Annotated in this window: 17 protein-coding genes; 13 read left to right on the plus strand and 4 right to left on the minus strand. The window is 65.2% G+C overall.

Annotated features, from left to right (window positions below; genetic code table 11):
* Positions 1-267 precede the first annotated feature (267 nt).
* From ACW2Q0_RS22835 to ACW2Q0_RS22850, 4 genes are all read right to left on the minus strand, one after another.
* Positions 268-1,638, minus strand: coding sequence for a phosphomannomutase/phosphoglucomutase (locus ACW2Q0_RS22835; protein WP_457192971.1), 1,371 nt, complete (start codon positions 1,636-1,638; stop codon positions 268-270).
* A gap of 61 nt (positions 1,639-1,699) precedes the next feature.
* Complete coding sequence (locus ACW2Q0_RS22840; protein WP_457192972.1) at positions 1,700-2,080, minus strand: DUF3499 domain-containing protein; 381 nt, start codon at positions 2,078-2,080, stop codon at positions 1,700-1,702.
* A gap of 106 nt (positions 2,081-2,186) precedes the next feature.
* On the minus strand, positions 2,187-2,666 hold the full coding sequence (locus ACW2Q0_RS22845; protein WP_169338101.1) for a metallopeptidase family protein: 480 nt from the start codon (positions 2,664-2,666) through the stop codon (positions 2,187-2,189).
* A gap of 190 nt (positions 2,667-2,856) precedes the next feature.
* A complete protein-coding gene (locus ACW2Q0_RS22850) occupies positions 2,857-3,090 on the minus strand; it encodes a WhiB family transcriptional regulator (protein ID WP_029901515.1) in 234 nt (77 codons plus the stop codon).
* 525 nt (positions 3,091-3,615) lie between these two features.
* Here ACW2Q0_RS22850 and cofD point away from each other — a divergent pair.
* The 13 genes from cofD (at position 3,616) to lpqB (ending at position 17,324) form a co-directional block, all read left to right on the plus strand.
* Entirely contained in the window at positions 3,616-4,683 is a 1,068-nt protein-coding gene (gene cofD, locus ACW2Q0_RS22855) for a 2-phospho-L-lactate transferase (RefSeq protein ID WP_457192931.1), read from the plus strand.
* Positions 4,680-6,044, plus strand: a complete 1,365-nt coding sequence (locus ACW2Q0_RS22860) for a coenzyme F420-0:L-glutamate ligase (protein WP_457192932.1) — start codon at positions 4,680-4,682, stop codon at positions 6,042-6,044. The genes cofD and ACW2Q0_RS22860 overlap by 4 nt, the downstream gene beginning before the upstream one ends.
* The gene (locus ACW2Q0_RS22865; RefSeq protein WP_457192933.1) at positions 6,041-6,568 is read left to right on the plus strand and encodes an NUDIX hydrolase; all 528 of its coding nucleotides are present in this window, start codon (positions 6,041-6,043) and stop codon (positions 6,566-6,568) included. Before ACW2Q0_RS22860 ends, ACW2Q0_RS22865 begins: the two co-directional genes overlap by 4 nt.
* A 214-nt stretch (positions 6,569-6,782) precedes the next feature.
* Complete coding sequence (locus tag ACW2Q0_RS22870) at positions 6,783-8,021, plus strand: alkane 1-monooxygenase (RefSeq protein WP_457192934.1); 1,239 nt, start codon at positions 6,783-6,785, stop codon at positions 8,019-8,021.
* 2 nt (positions 8,022-8,023) lie between these two features.
* Complete coding sequence (locus ACW2Q0_RS22875) at positions 8,024-8,197, plus strand: rubredoxin (protein WP_457192935.1); 174 nt, start codon at positions 8,024-8,026, stop codon at positions 8,195-8,197.
* Between the two features lie 40 nt (positions 8,198-8,237).
* Positions 8,238-8,429, plus strand: coding sequence for a rubredoxin (locus tag ACW2Q0_RS22880; protein ID WP_457192936.1), 192 nt, complete (start codon positions 8,238-8,240; stop codon positions 8,427-8,429).
* A 39-nt stretch (positions 8,430-8,468) separates the two neighbouring features.
* The gene (locus ACW2Q0_RS22885) at positions 8,469-9,089 is read left to right on the plus strand and encodes a TetR family transcriptional regulator (RefSeq protein ID WP_457192973.1); all 621 of its coding nucleotides are present in this window, start codon (positions 8,469-8,471) and stop codon (positions 9,087-9,089) included.
* 192 nt (positions 9,090-9,281) lie between these two features.
* Positions 9,282-10,439 carry an alkane 1-monooxygenase gene (locus ACW2Q0_RS22890; RefSeq protein ID WP_457192937.1) on the plus strand — a complete coding sequence of 386 codons (1,158 nt, stop codon included), beginning with the start codon at positions 9,282-9,284 and terminating at the stop codon, positions 10,437-10,439.
* A gap of 68 nt (positions 10,440-10,507) precedes the next feature.
* Positions 10,508-11,992, plus strand: coding sequence for an adenosylhomocysteinase (gene ahcY / locus ACW2Q0_RS22895; protein ID WP_457192938.1), 1,485 nt, complete (start codon positions 10,508-10,510; stop codon positions 11,990-11,992).
* A gap of 174 nt (positions 11,993-12,166) precedes the next feature.
* Entirely contained in the window at positions 12,167-12,808 is a 642-nt protein-coding gene (locus ACW2Q0_RS22900; protein WP_457192939.1) for a dTMP kinase, read from the plus strand.
* A 78-nt stretch (positions 12,809-12,886) separates the two neighbouring features.
* Positions 12,887-13,564, plus strand: coding sequence for an MtrAB system response regulator MtrA (mtrA, locus tag ACW2Q0_RS22905; protein WP_062984230.1), 678 nt, complete (start codon positions 12,887-12,889; stop codon positions 13,562-13,564).
* Between the two features lie 38 nt (positions 13,565-13,602).
* Positions 13,603-15,504 carry an MtrAB system histidine kinase MtrB gene (mtrB, locus tag ACW2Q0_RS22910; protein ID WP_457192974.1) on the plus strand — a complete coding sequence of 634 codons (1,902 nt, stop codon included), beginning with the start codon at positions 13,603-13,605 and terminating at the stop codon, positions 15,502-15,504.
* Entirely contained in the window at positions 15,501-17,324 is a 1,824-nt protein-coding gene (gene lpqB, locus ACW2Q0_RS22915) for an MtrAB system accessory lipoprotein LpqB (RefSeq protein ID WP_457192940.1), read from the plus strand. Before mtrB ends, lpqB begins: the two co-directional genes overlap by 4 nt.
* Positions 17,325-17,465 lie beyond the last annotated feature (141 nt).

Here is a 17,465-nt window from a genome sequence, read left to right on the forward strand (position 1 = left end):
CATGGGCGCCCAGGTCGGGCGAATCCAACGTCTGTGATTCCACTATCCCAGTCAGGAGCCGGCGATGCCCGGAATCTCGGTATCGGGCTGGGCCGTCTACTTCCTCCGTCGCCGAATCGTGGATGTGCGATTTCATCCGCCCTGGTTCCACTATCCCAGTCAGGAGCCGGCGGTGCCCGGAATCTCGGTATCGGGCTGGGCCGTCTACTTCCTCCGTCGCCGAATCGTGGATGTGCGATTTCATCCGCCCTGGTTCCACTATCCCAGTCAGGAGCGGACGATGCCCAGAATCTCGGTCACGAGTGCGTCTACTTCTTCCGTCGACCTGGCCTCGACGTTCAGCCGCAGCAACGGTTCGGTATTCGACGCGCGCAGATTGAACCAGGCGTCGTCGGCGAGCTGGACGGTGACTCCGTCCAACCGGTCCACCGATTTGGCGCGATCTTCGAATGCTTCCACTACAGCCATCGTCCGCTCCTTTGCGTCCGCCACTGTCGAGTTGATCTCTCCGGACGCCGCATACGTTTCGTACGATGACATGAGCTCCGAAATCGGCCGGTCCTTCTCGCCGAGCGCCGCGAGCACATGCAGGGCCGCGAGCATGCCGGAATCGGCACCCCAGAAGTCGCGGAAGTAGTAGTGCGCGGAATGCTCACCGCCGAATACCGCACCGGTGGCCGCCATCTCCTGCTTGATGAACGAGTGCCCGACCCGGGTGCGCACCGGGGTACCGCCGAGTTCGTGCACGAGTTCGGGCACCGCGCGCGAGGTGATCAGGTTGTGAATGATCACCGCTCCCGGCTCCTTGGCCAGCTCGCGCTCGGCGACCAGCGCGGTGATCGCCGATGGCGAAATCGGATTGCCGTTCTGGTCCACCACGAAACAGCGGTCGGCGTCACCGTCGAAGGCCAAGCCGATATCGGCGCCGGACTTGCGGACCAGATCCTGCAGATCGACCAGATTCTTCGGATCGAGCGGATTGGCTTCGTGATTGGGGAACGAGCCGTCCAGTTCGAAGTAGAGCGGTACCAAAGTCAGCTGCGGCACGGTACCGAGCACCTCGGGTACGGTGTGCCCGCCCATGCCGTTGCCCGCATCCACCGCGATGGTGAGCGGGCGGACATTGTCGAGATCGACCAGCCCGCGCAGGAACTTCGCGTAGTCGGCGAGCAGATCGATCTTCGTGGCGCTGCCCGGCGCGCCGTCGTAGCCGGGTACCCCGTTGATCACCTCGTCCTTGATGGTCGCCAGGCCGGTGTCCTGACCCACCGGAAGGGCCTTCGAACGGCACAGCTTGATGCCGTTGTAGCGGGCCGGATTGTGGCTTGCGGTGAACATCGCGCCGGGGCAGTCGAGGTGACCGGAGGCGAAGTAGAGCTGATCGGTGGAGGCGAGTCCGATGTGCACCACATCCAGACCCTGGCCGAGTACACCGTCGGCGAAGGCGGTGGCCAGTTCTGGGGAGGATTCGCGCATATCGTGTCCGATGACCACGCGGGTCGCGCCCTGGGCGCGCATCAACCGCGCGAACGCGGCCCCCACATCCTTGACGAATTCTGCGTCGATCTGTTCACCGACGACGCCGCGAACGTCATAAGCCTTGATCACCGCGTTTACGAATTCGGCAGAGCGGGCCACTGTCATGGTGACCACCCTAGTGGCTCGCGCCGACGCCCCTGACACGGTCCCGTCCCCACCGCTAGCTGGGCGGGTCCGGAAGTACTCGAAGGTGTCCGCGCCGACCGGTGCGCGTGGCGCGCGGTGCGGGTGGGACGTAATCGGAATAGCCACGCTGGTCGTGCTCCGGGGGACGGCGGCGCAGGCCGGCCTCGCGGACCGCCTCGGCCAATGCCGTCAGATCATCGTCATCCGGTGTGCTGGAAGAGAATCCGCCTTCGTGGCGAACCATTTCCCAACCCTTTGGTGCGGTGATGCGGGAAGCATGTGTTTCACACAGATCCCAGGAATGCGGTTCGGCCACCGTCGCCAGTGGCCCGACCACCGCGGTCGAATCGGAGTACACGTAGGTGAGCGTCGCAACAGCGGGATTCTTGCAACCTGGTCGGCAGCAACGACGCATGGGGATCACGCCGATGAGAGTAACGCGCTCGACGGTCCGATGTGCTCAGACACGCTAAGGATCGGGCGATTTCGGGCGAGTCCATCGCCGCTCGGCGGTGTGTTCGTTACGCGCCTTCGGGGTCGATGATGTCCGGATCGACGCCGAGATAGGTGGCGATCTGCTGGACGAGGACCTCGCGCAGTAGGTCGACGAGATCGTCGGGGTCGCCGGCACGCAGTTCGAGTGGCTTGCGGAACAACACAACTCGGGCGCGGGTAGCCACCCCGTGCCGGTCCACGCCGGCGGGAATGAGACGCGAGAGCGGCACCGGTCCGTCGGCCACCACCTCATCCGGCCAGGTGACCGAATCCGGGTGCAGCGGACGGATTTTCGGCACATCGTCGACCGCGATATCGAGCTTGGTGAGTCGATCGTGCCACCGGGTGTCCAGGGGTGCGAAGGCTTCGAGGACCAGCCGGTCGAACTGCTGCCCCCTGGTGCGCCAGGCCGGCACCGTCGGCGGGAGCATCGGCCCGCGCACCCCGCGCCCACGACGGATCACCGACCGTGCGGTCGGTGGACGACGATTACGTGAACGGGCCATGGCTAAAACTTAGGCTAATCCGCCTACCCGGACCCGCGGTGCCCCGTCCGGGTGTCGCATCCGCCGCATCGGCGGCCGACGGTCGGGTGCGGATCGACTTCTGGACGTGCCCCCGGAGTTACCCATATGCCGGCGCAATCATCGCGACTCGCCGCGTTCGAAGGGCAACTCCGGGGCAGGCCCCAAGTCTCTAGCCGATGCCGCGCTTCAGGCGGCGCCGCTCTCGTTCGGAGAGGCCACCCCAGATACCGAAGCGTTCATCGTGTGCGAGTGCGTATTCCAGGCACTCGTCGCGTACCTCGCAGCCCATGCAGATCCGTTTGGCCTCACGGGTCGAGCCGCCCTTCTCGGGGAAGAACGCCTCCGGATCGGTCTGTGCGCACAGGGCACGTTCCTGCCACTGCTCCTCGATCGATTCGAACATCTCGTCGAATCCCGTGACCAAGCTCAGCCCGGGTGCTGTCACTCCGTCGGTCATCTCGGGCCCGATTCGATCCGGTTCGATCCGGCCGATCTCTGCGCAGACGCCACGTGCTGCGCCTGCTGTGGAATCGGTTTGCGATACGCCGCCCGGCATGCCCGAAGGGGCCAGCTCATTGGCCATCGCTCCGCCTCCTCACTGTGTGTTAGCGCAGATTGATTCTTTCCGTCGGACCAACACGCACACCGACGGCCCTACCCCGCGATGTTGTCCCGCGGACATCCCCGAGCTTGCCACTCCGGTGCGAACACTTGTTCGAAAAGCTATCCGCGCGTTGAACTCTCGCGCGAACCCGAAATGACATGACTGTGATTAGACACGCCGAACGTGTCGATGGTCAAGCCGCCGTCGCAATTCCGTTACTATCCGCCACCGCTTTCCATAGCTGATCTTGAACGCGGAATAGCAAATAGACAGCAAATGCGGGCGGAATCGTGGCCGCTCCGACAGCGCATAGGCTGTGTCGATGTGACTCCACAACAAGCGGACACCGCACCCGCAAGTGGGCCGAAGATCGCCGTCCTGGTGGGCGGGGTCGGTGGCGCGCGCTTCCTTCAAGGCGTCCGGGAACTACTGCCCGATGCGGACGTTTCCGCCATCGTCAATGTCGGTGACGACGTCTGGATGCACGGCCTCCGGATCTGCCCCGACCTCGATACCTGCATGTACACCCTCGGCGGTGGAATCGATACCGAACGCGGTTGGGGCCGGGTCGCCGAAACCTGGCATGCCAAGGAAGAACTGGCCAAATATCATGCCCAACCCGATTGGTTCGGTTTGGGGGATCGCGATATCGCGACGCACTTGGTTCGGACCGAAATGTTGCGCGCCGGGTACCCGCTCTCCGCGGTCACCGAGGCGTTGTGCAACCGGTGGCAGCCGGGCGTAAAACTCATCCCGGCTACCGATGATCGTTGCGAAACACATGTCGTTGTCAGTGACCCCGACAACCCTGGCGAACGCCGCGCGATCCATTTCCAAGAGTGGTGGGTTCGTTATCGTGCGGACATCGAGACATACGGATTCGCCACAATTGGGGCAGATACCGCCAAACCGGCGCCAAATGTGACGCAGATCATAGCAGAGGCCGACGCCGTGCTGCTGGCCCCCTCGAACCCCGTGGTGAGCATCGGCGCCATCCTCGCAGTACCCGGCATTCGCGGCGCACTGCGCACTACCGAGGCCAAGGTGATCGGCATCTCCGGCGTGATCGACGGAAAACCGTTGCGCGGTATGGCCGATGAATGCCTTTCGGTGATCGGCGTGGAAACCACCGCCGAGGCGATCGGGCGCCACTACGGCGCGCGCTCGGCCACCGGCATCCTGGACGGGTGGCTGATCCACAGCACCGATACCGCGGCTGTGCCCGGTGTCGAAGTGCGCAGTGTTCCGCTATTGATGACCGATCCGCCGACTACCGCCGACATGGTGCGGGAGGCGCTCGACCTCGCGGGCGTGAGCGAGCGCAGCGAGCGAACCAAAGGCACGGCGCCGTCATTCATGGCGGAACCGAGCGTCAGCGAGGTGCAGCTATGACCACGCAAGAGCCGTTGACGGGGCCGGCCGATCACGCGGCGGGGGAGTTGCGGATCCTGCCGATCGCCGGTCTGCCGGAATTCCGGCCGGGTGACGACCTCGCCGAACACCTCGCCGTCGCCGCGCCCTGGTTGGTCGACGGCGACATCTTGGTCGTCACGAGCAAGATCATCGCCAAGGTCGAAGGCCGCATTGTCGAGGTGCCGCTGGATCCCGAGGAGCGCGATACCGCGCGCCGCGTGCTGGTGGAACAGGAGGCGGTCCGCGTGCTCGCGCGCAAGGGCCGCACGCTGATCACCGAGAACAAGCTCGGCATTGTGCAGGCCGCCTCCGGAGTGGATGGTTCCAATGTGGAGCAGGGTGAGCTCGTCCTGCTGCCGTCGGATCCGGATGGCAGCGCGAAAGCATTGCGCACCGCGCTGTCCGAGCGGCTCGGGGTGGATATCGCGGTGGTCATCACCGACACCATGGGCCGGGCCTGGCGCAACGGGCAGACCGATACCGCCATCGGCGCCTCCGGCTTGCGGGTGCTGCACGACTATGCGGGCGCGGTCGACGGGCAGGGCAATGAACTGCATGTCACCCAGGTGGCGGTGGCCGATGAATTGGCCGCGGCCGCGGATCTGGTGAAGGGCAAGCTCGGCGGCGTCCCGGTGGCGGTGGTGCGTGGAGTGCCCGTCACCGACGACGGCTCGTGTGCCGCGGACCTGCTGCGCGGCGGCATCGACGACCTGTTCTGGCTCGGTACGGCCGAGGCGATCGCGCAGGGGCGGGCCGAGGCGCTGCTGCTGCGTCGCTCGATTCGTCAATTCGCCGACACCCCGGTCGATCCCGACCGCATCCGTGCCGCGGTGGCGAAGGCGCTCACCGCGCCCGCGCCACATCACACCCGTCCGGTGCGATTCGTCTGGGTCCGCAAGCGCGGTCTGCGCGCCCAACTGCTGGAGGCCATGGCCGAGAAGTGGCGGGCCGATCTCACCGCGGACGGTCTGGATTCGGAGCGGGTGCAACGCCGCGTCGCCCGCGGCCGCATCCTGCACGACGCACCCGAGGTGATCATTCCGTTCTGCGTGCCCGACGGCGCACACGACTATCCGGACGAGCGGCGGCGCGGTAACGAGCGCACCATGTTCACCGTCGCGGTGGGCGCGGCGGTCCAGGGCCTGCTCGTCGCGCTGGCCACCGAGGGCATCGGCAGCTGTTGGATCGGCTCGACCATCTTCGCCCCGGAGATCACCCGTGACGTTCTCGGCCTCGCCGATGACTGGAATCCCTTGGGCGCCATAGCCATCGGTCATCCGCTCGAAGAACTCACCCCGCGTCCGGTCTTCGGCCCCGGCCCCGGCCTGGTCGAACTGTGACCGCGAGTTCGCTGCACGCCTCGGCCACGCGGTTGCTCGAGGGCTGGAAGCCGACGCGGGGCGATGCCTCGCTGCGCGAGGCGATGCTGGCCTTCCTCGGATCCGCGCCGCGCGGGTGTCTGCGCGAGCACGCCCCCGGACACATCACGGCCTCGGCCGTGGTCTTCTCGCACGACGAGCGCGAGGTGCTGCTGACGCTGCATCCGCGAGTCGGCCGTTGGATCCAACTCGGCGGGCACTGCGAGGAGGCTGACGACACGGTGGCCGACGCCGCGCTACGCGAGGCGACCGAGGAGTCCGGCATAACGGATCTGCGCATGGATCCGGAGCTCTATGGCGCGCAGGCCCATCCGATCACCTGTTCGCTCGGTGTCCCGACTCGCCACCTCGATCTGCTGTTCCGGATTGTCGCGCCGCCCGGTGCGGTCCCCATCCGCAGTCACGAGTCCACCGACCTGCGCTGGTGGCCCATCGACGCGCTGCCCGACAACGCCGACGTCCTGCTTCGCCGGCCGACCGAATAAGCACACGATCGCCGCGTCACCCCGCATTCGAGGGATGACGTGGCGATCGTCGTATCGGGGCACGCCACGCCATCACAAGCGTCCGATTTGCCGTTTCCGCCATACTTTACAAATTGATAGATTTGTCTAGACAGAAGACAGGTTGATCTCTAATGTCCACAGTAGGTGGTACTGCACATCACATGTGATATCTCGCTTGGATGAGGAGACAACGATGTCCACGCAAGCCCATACGCCTGGTCGACCGGCCGCCGCGACCGATTGGCGCGACCGTAAGCGATACCTGTGGCTGTGGGGGCTGTTCGCGCCGACCGGTCTTTTCACCATTGGCCTTCCGCTGATCTGGGCATTCAATGAATTCGGCTGGCACCGGCTGGCCCAAGTCCCGTTCTGGCTGGGCCCGGTGCTGATCTACGTGGTGATCCCGCTGGCCGATATCTTCTTCGGCCCGGACGGCGATAATCCGCCCGACGAAGTGATGGAGTACCTGGAGAACGACAAGTACTACCGCTATCTCACCTACCTGTACCTGCCGTTCCAGTACGCGACGCTGATCATGGGGTGCTACTTGATCACGGCGGACAATCCGAGCTGGCTCGGCATCGACGGCGGACTGCACATCGTCGACAAGATCGGCCTGGCCATCACCATCGGCATGATCGGTGGCATCGGCATCAATACCGCACACGAACTCGGCCACAAGAAGGTCGATCTGGAGCGCTGGCTCTCGCGCATCGCCCTGGCCCAGTCGTTCTACGGCCATTTCTATATCGAACACAACCGTGGCCATCATGTGCGTGTCGCGACGCCCGAGGATCCCGCGAGTTCCCGCGTTGGTGAGTCGTTCTGGGCCTTCTGGCCGCGCACGGTGTGGGGCAGCTTCCTCTCATCCTGGCGGCTGGAGAAGATCCGGCTGGATCGGCTGGACAAGAAGTCGTGGAGTCTGCACAACGAGGTGCTCAGCGCCTGGCTGATGTCGGTGGCGCTGTACGCGGTCCTGCTCGCGGTCTTCGGAATCGGTCTGCTGCCGTATCTGGTGCTGCAGGCGATCGTCGGCTTCAGCCTGCTGGAGGCGGTCAACTACCTCGAGCATTACGGTCTGGTCCGCCAGCGCACCGCATCCGGCCGGTACGAGCGGCCCGCCCCGGTGCACAGCTGGAATAGCGACCACATCGTCACCAATATCTTCCTGTACCACCTGCAGCGGCACAGCGATCACCACGCGTACCCGACCCGCCGCTATCAGACGCTGCGCAGTTGGGACGGTGCGCCGAATCTGCCGAGCGGCTACGCCAGTATGGTTCTGCTCGCCTACTTCCCGCCGCTGTGGCGACGGGTGATGGATAAGCGGGTGCTCGCGCACTACGGCGGTGATATCACCCGCGCGAATATCCATCCGGCCAAGCGGGACAAGGTGATCGCGCGCTACGGTGCGGCCGGGTCGGAGGCGTGATCATGAGCCGATTTCGATGTCCCGTCTGCGATTACGTCTACGACGAGCTGAAAGGCGCCCCGCACGAAGGGTTTCCGGCGGGCACGGCGTGGGAAAGGATACCCGACGACTGGTGCTGTCCCGACTGTGGCGTCCGCGAGAAGATCGACTTCGAGCCGATGGGGGTTCCCCAATGAGTGAAACATCGCGAAGCGATTCGATGAGAGAGGTGGACAAGTGACGAGTGGGCCCGAATACAAGCTGTTTCAATGCATCCAGTGTGGTTTCGAGTACGACGAGGCGAAGGGTTGGCCGGAGGACGGTATCGAGCCGGGTACTCGCTGGGATGACATCCCGGACGACTGGACCTGCCCGGACTGCGGCGCCGCCAAGGCCGACTTCTACATGGTCGAAATCGAACGGTCGTGAATTTTGACTGCGGCAACCACCCGTGACAACCTCGCGGGTATGCCGCGCAACGGGCCGAGGGTTCCCTATCAGGAGGCGGCGCGGGAACTCCTGCGCACCTCTGTCCTGGATTCGATGCGCGAGCTGCTCACCGAGCGGGACTGGTCCAAGATCACCCTCGGTGATGTGGCGGCCCGCGCCGGTGTCAGCAGACAGACCCTGTACAACGAATTCGGTTCGCGCGCCGGGCTGGCGCAGTCCTATGCGCTACGGCTGGCCGACGTTCTGGTCGACCATGTCGGCTCCGCGATCGACGGCAATATCGGTGACGCGCGCGCCGCGTTCGAAGCGGGGTTACGCGACTTCTTCCAGGTGGCCGCCGCCGACCCGCTGGTCCAGTCGCTGGTCGCCGGTGCGGTGAAGCTGGATCTGTTGCGGCTCATCACCCTTGATGCCGAGCCGCTGGTCGAACATGCGACCGCACGGCTGGCCATCGCATTTCAGCACAGCTGGGTACAGGCGACGGCCGCCGAATCCGATGTGCTGGCACAGGCTCTGGTGCGTATCGCGCTGAGCTACGTTCCGACGCCGCCCGCGCCCGGGCGCAATGCGCCCGTCGAATTGAGTGCCGTGTTCAGTCCGTATGTCGAGGCGGTGCTAGCCTCGCGCGAGCGGCAGTGATTCCAGTACAGGGAAGTTGACCGTTCGCGACGTGTATGCCTTGATTCTGGCTACATGTGAACGTGCTGGGAAACCAACTGGCGCGCAGGTAAAGGTGGACACCTTTTGCCACCGAGCTGCTGTGTAACAAGCATGGGGCCGGTATGTATTGTCATGCGTCGGAGTCAGGCTACTCAACTAGCGGGGGCAAACGTGCAAGCGGTTGGCAAACCGGCGGGGTCGCCCGACCCGAAACGCCATCTGTGGGTCCTGGGCCTGATCGCTCCTGCGATCGCATTGTTGCCGTCGCAGTTGGTTTTGCGCACCGGCTCCGCGGTCTTCTGGTGGATCGGGCCGATCATCGTGTTGATCGTCATCCCCCTGCTGGATTGGGGGGTCGGTGTGGATGGCACCAATCCGCGCGACGAGGATTACGAGCTGCTGTCCGAGGATCGGTACTACCGGTGGTGTACCTATCTGTTCCTGCCGGTCCAGTTGATCGGCCTGGTCGTCGCGGCCGCCATGTGGGCGGGCGACGAGCTGACAGTGCTCGACAAACTCGGGCTGGCGGCGACGCTCGGGTTCGTCAGCGGTATCGGCATCAACGCGGCGCATGAACTCGGACACCGGGTCGAACAGCTGGAGCGCTGGTTGGCCAAGATTTCGCTCGCACAGTCCGGATACGGCCATTTCTTCGTCGAGCACAACCGGGGCCATCACGTGCGCGTTGCGACACCGGAGGACCCCGCCAGCGCCAGGATGGGCGAATCACTCTGGGAGTTCTTGCCGCGCAGCATATCCGGCGGCTACCGCTCGGCCATCCGGCTCGAGCGCGAGCGGCTCGCCCGCAAGGGCAAGCGCTGGTTCAGCGTGGAAAACCACATCCTGCAGGCGTGGGCGATGAGCGCGGTACTGTTCGGCACGTTGCTCGCCGTCTTCGGCTTGGGCATGCTGCCGTATCTGGCGCTGCAGGCGGTGATCGGTGTCATGTTGCTGGAGACGGTGAACTACATCGAGCACTACGGTCTGCTGCGGGCCCGTCGGCCCAATGGCATGTATGTGCGCTGTTCGCCGCGCGACAGCTGGAACAGTGACCATCTGGTCACCAATATCTTCCTGTTCCATCTGCAGCGGCACAGCGATCATCACGCGAATCCCGGGCGCCGGTACCAGACCCTGCGCAGTTCGACGCAGGCGCCGCAGCTGCCCGCCGGCTATCTCTCCATGATCGTGTTCGCGGCCATTCCGCCCCTGTGGCGACACATCATGGATCACCGCCTACTGGCCCATTACGGCGGCGACATCACCCTCGCGAATATCCAGCCGCGGAAGCGGCATCGGATCCTGACGTCCTATGGCGTGACCGCGTAATCCGCCGGAGCGCTCAGCGGTTAGCCTTGAGCCGGAACCGACGAACCAGGAGAGGCTGATAGAGGCAGATGACGACCTCAGAACTTCCCGCACGCACGTCCCTGACCGCCGATATCCGCAACGGCATCGAATACAAGGTGGCGGACCTGGCGCTGGCCGAATTCGGTCGCAAGGAGATCCGCCTCGCCGAGCACGAGATGCCCGGTCTGATGGCGCTGCGCCGTGAGTACGCGGAGGTGCTGCCGCTGAAGGGTGCGCGCATCTCCGGTTCGCTGCATATGACCATCCAGACCGCCGTGCTGATCGAGACGCTGATCGCGCTGGGTGCCGAGGTCCGCTGGGCCTCGTGCAATATCTTCTCTACCCAGGACCACGCCGCCGCGGCGGTCGTCGTCGGACCGCACGGCACCGTGGATGAGCCCAAGGGCACCCCGGTCTTCGCCTGGAAGGGCGAGACGCTGCAGGAGTACTGGTGGGCCGCCGAACAGATGCTGACCTGGCCGGGCGAACCGGCCAATATGATCCTCGACGACGGCGGTGACGCCACCATGCTCGTGCTGCGCGGCGCGCAGTTCGAGAAGGCGGGCTTGGTGCCGCCGGAGGACGAGGACCACTCGGCCGAGTACAAGGTCTTCCTGAATCTGCTGCGCGAGCGCTTCGAAACCGACAAGACCAAGTGGGGCGCGATCGCCGCATCGGTGCAGGGCGTCACCGAAGAGACCACGACCGGTGTGCTGCGGCTCTACCAGTTCGCATCGGCGGGTGAGCTGGTGTTCCCGGCGATCAATGTCAACGACTCGGTCACCAAATCCAAGTTCGATAACAAGTACGGCACCCGCCACTCGCTGATCGACGGAATCAACCGGGGCACCGACGTTTTGATCGGTGGCAAGAAGGTACTGATCTGCGGCTACGGCGACGTCGGCAAGGGCTGCGCGGAATCGCTTGCGGGACAGGGCGCCCGGGTGCAGGTCACCGAGATCGACCCGATCAACGCACTGCAGGCGCTGATGGACGGCTACGACGTCGTCACCGTCGAGCAGGCGATCGGCGAGGCCGATATCGTCATCACCGCGACCGGCAACAAGGACATCATCGCCCTCGACCAGATGAAGGCGATGAAGGACCAAGCCATCCTCGGCAATATCGGTCACTTCGACAACGAGATCGATATGGCGGCGCTGGAGCGTTCCGGCGCAACGAAATTGACTATCAAGCCGCAGGTCGACCTGTGGACCTTCCAGGAGTCCGGCAAGTCCATCATCGTGCTGTCCGAGGGGCGGCTGCTGAATCTCGGCAACGCGACCGGACATCCGTCGTTCGTGATGTCGAACAGCTTCTCGAATCAGGTGATCGCGCAGATCGAACTGTGGACCAAGCCGGACGAGTACGACAACGAGGTCTACCGGCTGCCCAAGCATCTGGACGAGAAGGTCGCGCGCATTCACGTCGAGGCGCTCGGCGGCACGCTGACCAAGCTCACCAAGGATCAGGCCGACTACATCGGCGTCGACGTCGAAGGTCCGTACAAGCCCGACCACTACCGCTACTAGTAGGGTTACCCGTCGGCCCGAAGTGGGCCGACGGGCCCAGGTGACAACTGATTTCGTTAGTACACGGGTAACTCGTCGGGTGCGCCCAGAACTTATTCGGATCCGGCCCGCCGGCCCGCGACGTGACTGTCGAGGCGCCGACGACCGGCAAAGGCTCGGGGAGGCGGAGGAGTCGTGTTGATTGCGGTCGAGGGCCTCGACGGCGCCGGGAAGCGGACGCTGATCGACAGCGTCATCGCGAACCTGCGCGCGCGGGGCCTGCGCGCGCAGACGCTTGCGTTTCCGCGCTATCACCGGTCCATCCACGCGGATCTCGCGGCCGAGGCACTGCGGGGCGCCCACGGCGACCTCGCCGATTCGGTTCACGGTATGGCGCTGATGTTCGCACTCGATCGGGCCGCGGCACGCGATGACCTGTCGAAGTTGTTGGCCGACAACGACATCGTGATCCTGGACCGCTACGTGGCCTCCAATGCCGCGTATTCGGCTGCGCGCCTACATGAGTCGGCAGACGGCGAAATCGTTCGCTGGGTGGGCGAATTGGAGTTCGGCCGGTTCGAGTTGCCGGTGCCGACGCTGCAGCTGCTGCTTGACGTGCCGACCGAGCTCGCGGCCGAGCGTGCCCGGCTGCGTGGCGAACTCGACGACACCCGCGCCCTCGATGCCTACGAGCGCGACGGCGGACTACAGCGGCGTACCGGTGGGGTGTACCGTGAGCTGGCCGAACGGGACTGGTACGGGCCGTGGTCGAGATACCGATCCGGTGACGATCCGGCGACGCTGGCTACTCGTTTGGTCGAAATTGTTGCCGGATAAGGTTGGATGTGCGGCGGGATTGCACCAGTGTTGGCGTGGCGGCCCGTTCCGAGCGCGAGAGATGACAACATAGTACTTATGAAGCCGAAGATTCTGGTCGTCGACGACGATATGGCACTCGCTGAGATGCTGACGATCGTCTTGCGCGGGGAAGGGTTCGACCCGCATGTGGTCGGCGACGGCACGCAGGCGCTCGCGGCGGTTCGGGAGATCCGTCCCGATCTCGTGCTGCTCGACCTGATGCTGCCGGGCATGAACGGCATAGACGTGTGCCGGGTGCTGCGGGCCGACTCCGGGGTTCCGATCGTTATGCTCACGGCGAAGACCGATACGGTCGACGTCGTGCTCGGTCTGGAGTCCGGTGCCGACGATTACATCGTCAAACCCTTCAAGCCGAAGGAACTCGTCGCCCGCGTGCGTGCCCGCCTGCGGCGCACCGAGGAAGAGCCCGCCGAACTGCTCTCCATCGCCGATATCGTCATCGATGTGCCCGCGCACAAGGTGACCCGCGGTGGTGCGCAGATCTCGCTTACGCCGCTGGAGTTCGATCTGCTCGTCGCGCTGGCTCGCAAACCGCGCCAGGTCTTCACCCGTGAAGTACTGCTCGAGCAGGTCTGGGGCTACCGGCACGCGGCCGACACCCGCCTGGTGAACGTGCACGTGCAGCGGCTGCGCGCGAAGGTCGAGAAGGATCCCGAGAATCCGGAGATCGTGCTGACCGTCCGCGGTGTGGGCTACAAGGCCGGACCCCCGTGATCGGAGGCGACGCGGATCGTTCGACCGCCTCGCCCGGTGTGGTAAAGCGTCTCGAACGGTCCCTCGCGCCGGTGGTCGCCTGGCTCAAGGAAGTCGGCAGCGCACTCGGCCATGTTTGGCGGCGTTCGCTGCAGTTGCGCGTCATCGTGTCCACACTCACCCTGTCGCTGATCGTCATCACGATCCTCGGCGTGGTGCTGACCAGTCAGATCACCGATCGAGTGATCGATGCGAAGATCAACGGCGCGGTCGAGGAGGTGGATCGCGCTCGCAATACGGTGGAGAGCCAGCTCGCCGGTGTGCACGATATCGGCACCCAGCAGCAGCGATTGATCGATGCCCGCAATGCGCTGTCCAATCGCGGCGGGACCGGCCAATCCACCGGTGTGGCAGGCAGTTTCGATTCGGCGCTGAGCATTGTCGGCGGTACGCCGCAGCAGCAGATCTCGACCGGGCCGATCCAGGAGGTGCCCGAGGAACTGCGCCGCTTCGTCGCTCGCAACCAGGTCAGCTACCAATTCGCCACGGTCGCGGACCCGGATGGCTACCACGGCCGGGCGTTGATCGTCGGCAGCCCGAGCGCGGAGATCTCGACGCTGCAGATCTATCTGATCTTCCCCTTGACCAATGAGGAGCGCAGCCTGTCGCTGATGCGCGGCACCATGCTGATCGGCGGCATCGTGCTGCTGGTGCTGTTGGCCGCCATTACCGCGCTGGTCACCCGGCAGGTGGTGCTGCCGATCCGCTCGGCCGCGCGGATCGCGGGCCGCTTCGCCGACGGCAGGCTCAAGGAACGCATGCTGGTGCGCGGCGAGGACGATATGGCGCGGCTGGCCCAGGCCTTCAATGAGATGGCCGAAAGTCTGTCCAACCAGATCAACGAGTTGGCGGAGTTCGGAAATCTGCAGCGCCGATTCACCTCCGATGTCAGCCACGAATTGCGCACCCCGCTGACCACCGTCCGCATGGCCGCCGACCTGATCCACGGCAGCAGTGACGATCTCGATCCGGCGCTGGCCCGCAGTTCCGAATTGCTGGTGACCGAACTCGACCGCTTCGAGGGTCTGCTCAACGATCTGCTCGAGATCAGTCGCCACGACGCCGGGGTCGCCGAACTGCAGGTCGAATCGCTCGACGTGCGGATGTGCGCGCGGGCGGCGATATCGACGGTGCGGCATCTGGCCAAGGAATCCGGTGTCGAGGTGATCATCGATATGCCGGATGAACCGCTGGTCGCCGAGGTCGATCCGCGACGGATCGAGCGGGTGCTGCGCAATCTGCTCGCCAATGCGATCGACCACAGCGAGGGCAAGCCGGTGCTGATCCGGATGCGTGGCGATGTGGCGGCCAACGCGGTCGCGGTCATCGTGCGCGATCAGGGTGTCGGGCTGCGGCCCGGTGAGGAGAAGCTGGTCTTCAACCGGTTCTGGCGCTCGGACCCATCCCGGATGCGGCGCTCCGGCGGCACCGGACTCGGTCTGTCGATCAGCGTCGAGGATGCGAATCTGCACGAGGGCAAGCTCGAGGCGTGGGGCGAGATCGGTATCGGTGCGAGTTTCCGGCTCACCCTGCCGCTGGTGCGCGGCAAGAAAATGGGTGTGAGCCCGCTGCCGCTGGAACCGGTGCTGCGCAAGGCGTTGCCCGCGCTGCCGGTGGATCCGGGACCCGCCGACGACCGGGCCGCTGCGGAGCCGGATGCCGAAGCGACCGTCACGGACCTGTCGGTGATCCGCGTCGAGACCAACGGCGGTGCGGCCGCTCCGGACGGAACGGAGGCGGTCGCCGAGGACTCGACGGACAGCGATGTGGCGGATGCGAACGAGTCGAATGGTGCCGGTTCGGCCGATGACACGGGACCGGAGGCCGAGGAAGCCGAATCCACAGAATCGAAGCGGGCCGGGCGCAGCGTGCCGGGTGACGGCGGGGACGTACAGTCATGAGGATGCGTAACTGGTATCCGGGGCGCACAGCGCAACGGCTGCCCGCGCTCGGCGCGGCCGCTGCGGCCGCGCTGTTGGTACTCACCGGATGCGCGAGCCTGCCGGAATCCTCCGCGCCGCAGGCGCTCGGTACCATCAATCGCCAGCCCACCTCCGACGGTCCGCCACCGCCCATCGCCGGTCGTGACCCGGACCTGTTGCTCCGCGATTTCCTGCAGGCCACCGCCGATCCGTCCAATCGCCACGTCGCCGCTCGGCAGTACATGACGCAGTCGGCGGCGACGCAGTGGGATGACTCGGCGGGCACGCTGATCGTGGACAACGCCGATACGCTGCGCGAATCGCGATCTGGCGATAAGGCGACCTACGTGATCCGGGCGCACAAGGTTGGCGAACTGGCCGCCGACGGTGCCTATCGAGCCATCGACGCACCTTTGGAAAACAAGATCGAAATGACCAAGGTAGACGGCGAATGGCGCATCGATGAGCTGCCCGACGGCGTGGTGATGGAGCAGACCGCCTTCGCCAAGTCCTACCGCCGCTATGTCCTGTACTTCGTCGACCCGACCGGCACCACCCTCGTCCCGGATCTGCGCTGGATCTCGGTGGCCAAGAACCAGCTGACCCAGCGCCTGCTCAGCCTGCTGTCCGAGGGTACCCAGCCCGCGCTCGCCTCGGCCGTGCGAAATGAGCTCGCCCCACCGGTGACCGTCCGAGGCCCGATCACCAGGCCGAACAACGACAACAATGACGTCGGGGTCGGGCTCGGCGGTGTCCGTATCGATTTCGCGGGTGCTGCCGCGCTGTCTCCACGCGATAAAGAATTACTCGCCGGACAGGTGGTGCTCACCCTCGCGGGCGCGGAAATCCTCGGCCCCTACATGCTGCTCGCCGACGGTAAACCGTTCGACGATCGCTTCGCCGCCAATGGCTGGTCGGTCGCCGATGTCGAACAGCTGAGCCCAGCTGTCTACGCGCGCAACCAGATCGGGCTGCACGCGCTGCGCAACGGATCGCTGGTGCAGGTCACCGACGGCGGGATGATCACCCCGCCGGGCTACTTCGGCACGGTGAACAATCTGCAGTCGGTCGGGCTCTCCCCGGACGGTCAGCTGGTCGCCGCGGTCGCCGATGCCGGACGTCCGCCACCGGAGCCGCCGCGCACGCTGATGGTCGGCAGCTACGGCGGCAACGCCTTCCCGGTCGCCGAGGGATCGACCATCAGCCGACCGTCCTGGAATGCCGACGGCACCGCCGCCTGGGCGGTGATCGATGGTGAGCGGGTTATCCGCGCGGTCAACGATCGCGCCACCGGAACCGTCTCGAGACAGGACGTCGATATCTCGGCGCTGATGGCCTCGGCGCAGGGGTCGCCGCTGCGGCTGCCGATAACCGAGTTGCGGATTTCACGCACCGGCGTGCGTGCGGCGCTCATCGCCGACGGCAAGGTCTATGTGGCGGTTGTCGAACGCCATCCGGATGGCAAGTACGCGCTCACCTCGCCGGTGCAGCTAGCACTCACACTCAGCACACGTGCGGTGTCGTTGAGCTGGCTCACCGCGGAAACCATCGTCATCGCGAGGGAAGGCAATGTCGATCCGCTGACGACTGTTTCGATCGACGGATCGCAGCCGACCCCGCAGATCAGCAAGAACCTAACCGCGCCCGTTCGGGTGGTCAGTGCCTCGGCGGAAGCGGAGTACGTGGGGGATTCGCGCGCAGTGCTCCAGCTCCAGTACAGCGATCAGACCACCGACCGCTTCTGGCGCGAGGTGCCAGGTCTCAACGGCGACAACTCGGCCCCAGTACTGCCGGGCTGAGAGTTCAGTCGACGACCACAGAGCTCGCGTCGACAATCGACGGCGCAATCAGCAGCGTATTTCGTTGTCCAGCGCGGCGTAAATGGTTCTGCTGCAAGGGAATCGGCGCATCGTCCGACCGATCTCCGGCTGGGGAGGTCG

It is taken from the genome of Nocardia citri, assembly GCF_054065835.1.

What these genes read in the sequence shown, in the direction of transcription:
- ahcY (WP_457192938.1), top strand. Translation starts at nt 10,508, where the DNA reads ATGACGACCTCAGAACTTCCCGCACGCACGTCCCTGACCGCCGATATC.
- ACW2Q0_RS22885 (WP_457192973.1), top strand. Translation starts at nt 8,469, where the DNA reads ATGCCGCGCAACGGGCCGAGGGTTCCCTATCAGGAGGCGGCGCGGGAA.
- ACW2Q0_RS22850 (WP_029901515.1), bottom strand. Translation starts at nt 3,090, where the DNA reads ATGTTCGAATCGATCGAGGAGCAGTGGCAGGAACGTGCCCTGTGCGCA.
- ACW2Q0_RS22840 (WP_457192972.1), bottom strand. Translation starts at nt 2,080, where the DNA reads ATGCGTCGTTGCTGCCGACCAGGTTGCAAGAATCCCGCTGTTGCGACG.
- ACW2Q0_RS22870 (WP_457192934.1), top strand. Translation starts at nt 6,783, where the DNA reads ATGTCCACGCAAGCCCATACGCCTGGTCGACCGGCCGCCGCGACCGAT.
- mtrA (WP_062984230.1), top strand. Translation starts at nt 12,887, where the DNA reads ATGAAGCCGAAGATTCTGGTCGTCGACGACGATATGGCACTCGCTGAG.
- ACW2Q0_RS22860 (WP_457192932.1), top strand. Translation starts at nt 4,680, where the DNA reads ATGACCACGCAAGAGCCGTTGACGGGGCCGGCCGATCACGCGGCGGGG.
- ACW2Q0_RS22845 (WP_169338101.1), bottom strand. Translation starts at nt 2,666, where the DNA reads ATGGCCCGTTCACGTAATCGTCGTCCACCGACCGCACGGTCGGTGATC.
- lpqB (WP_457192940.1), top strand. Translation starts at nt 15,501, where the DNA reads ATGAGGATGCGTAACTGGTATCCGGGGCGCACAGCGCAACGGCTGCCC.
- ACW2Q0_RS22875 (WP_457192935.1), top strand. Translation starts at nt 8,024, where the DNA reads ATGAGCCGATTTCGATGTCCCGTCTGCGATTACGTCTACGACGAGCTG.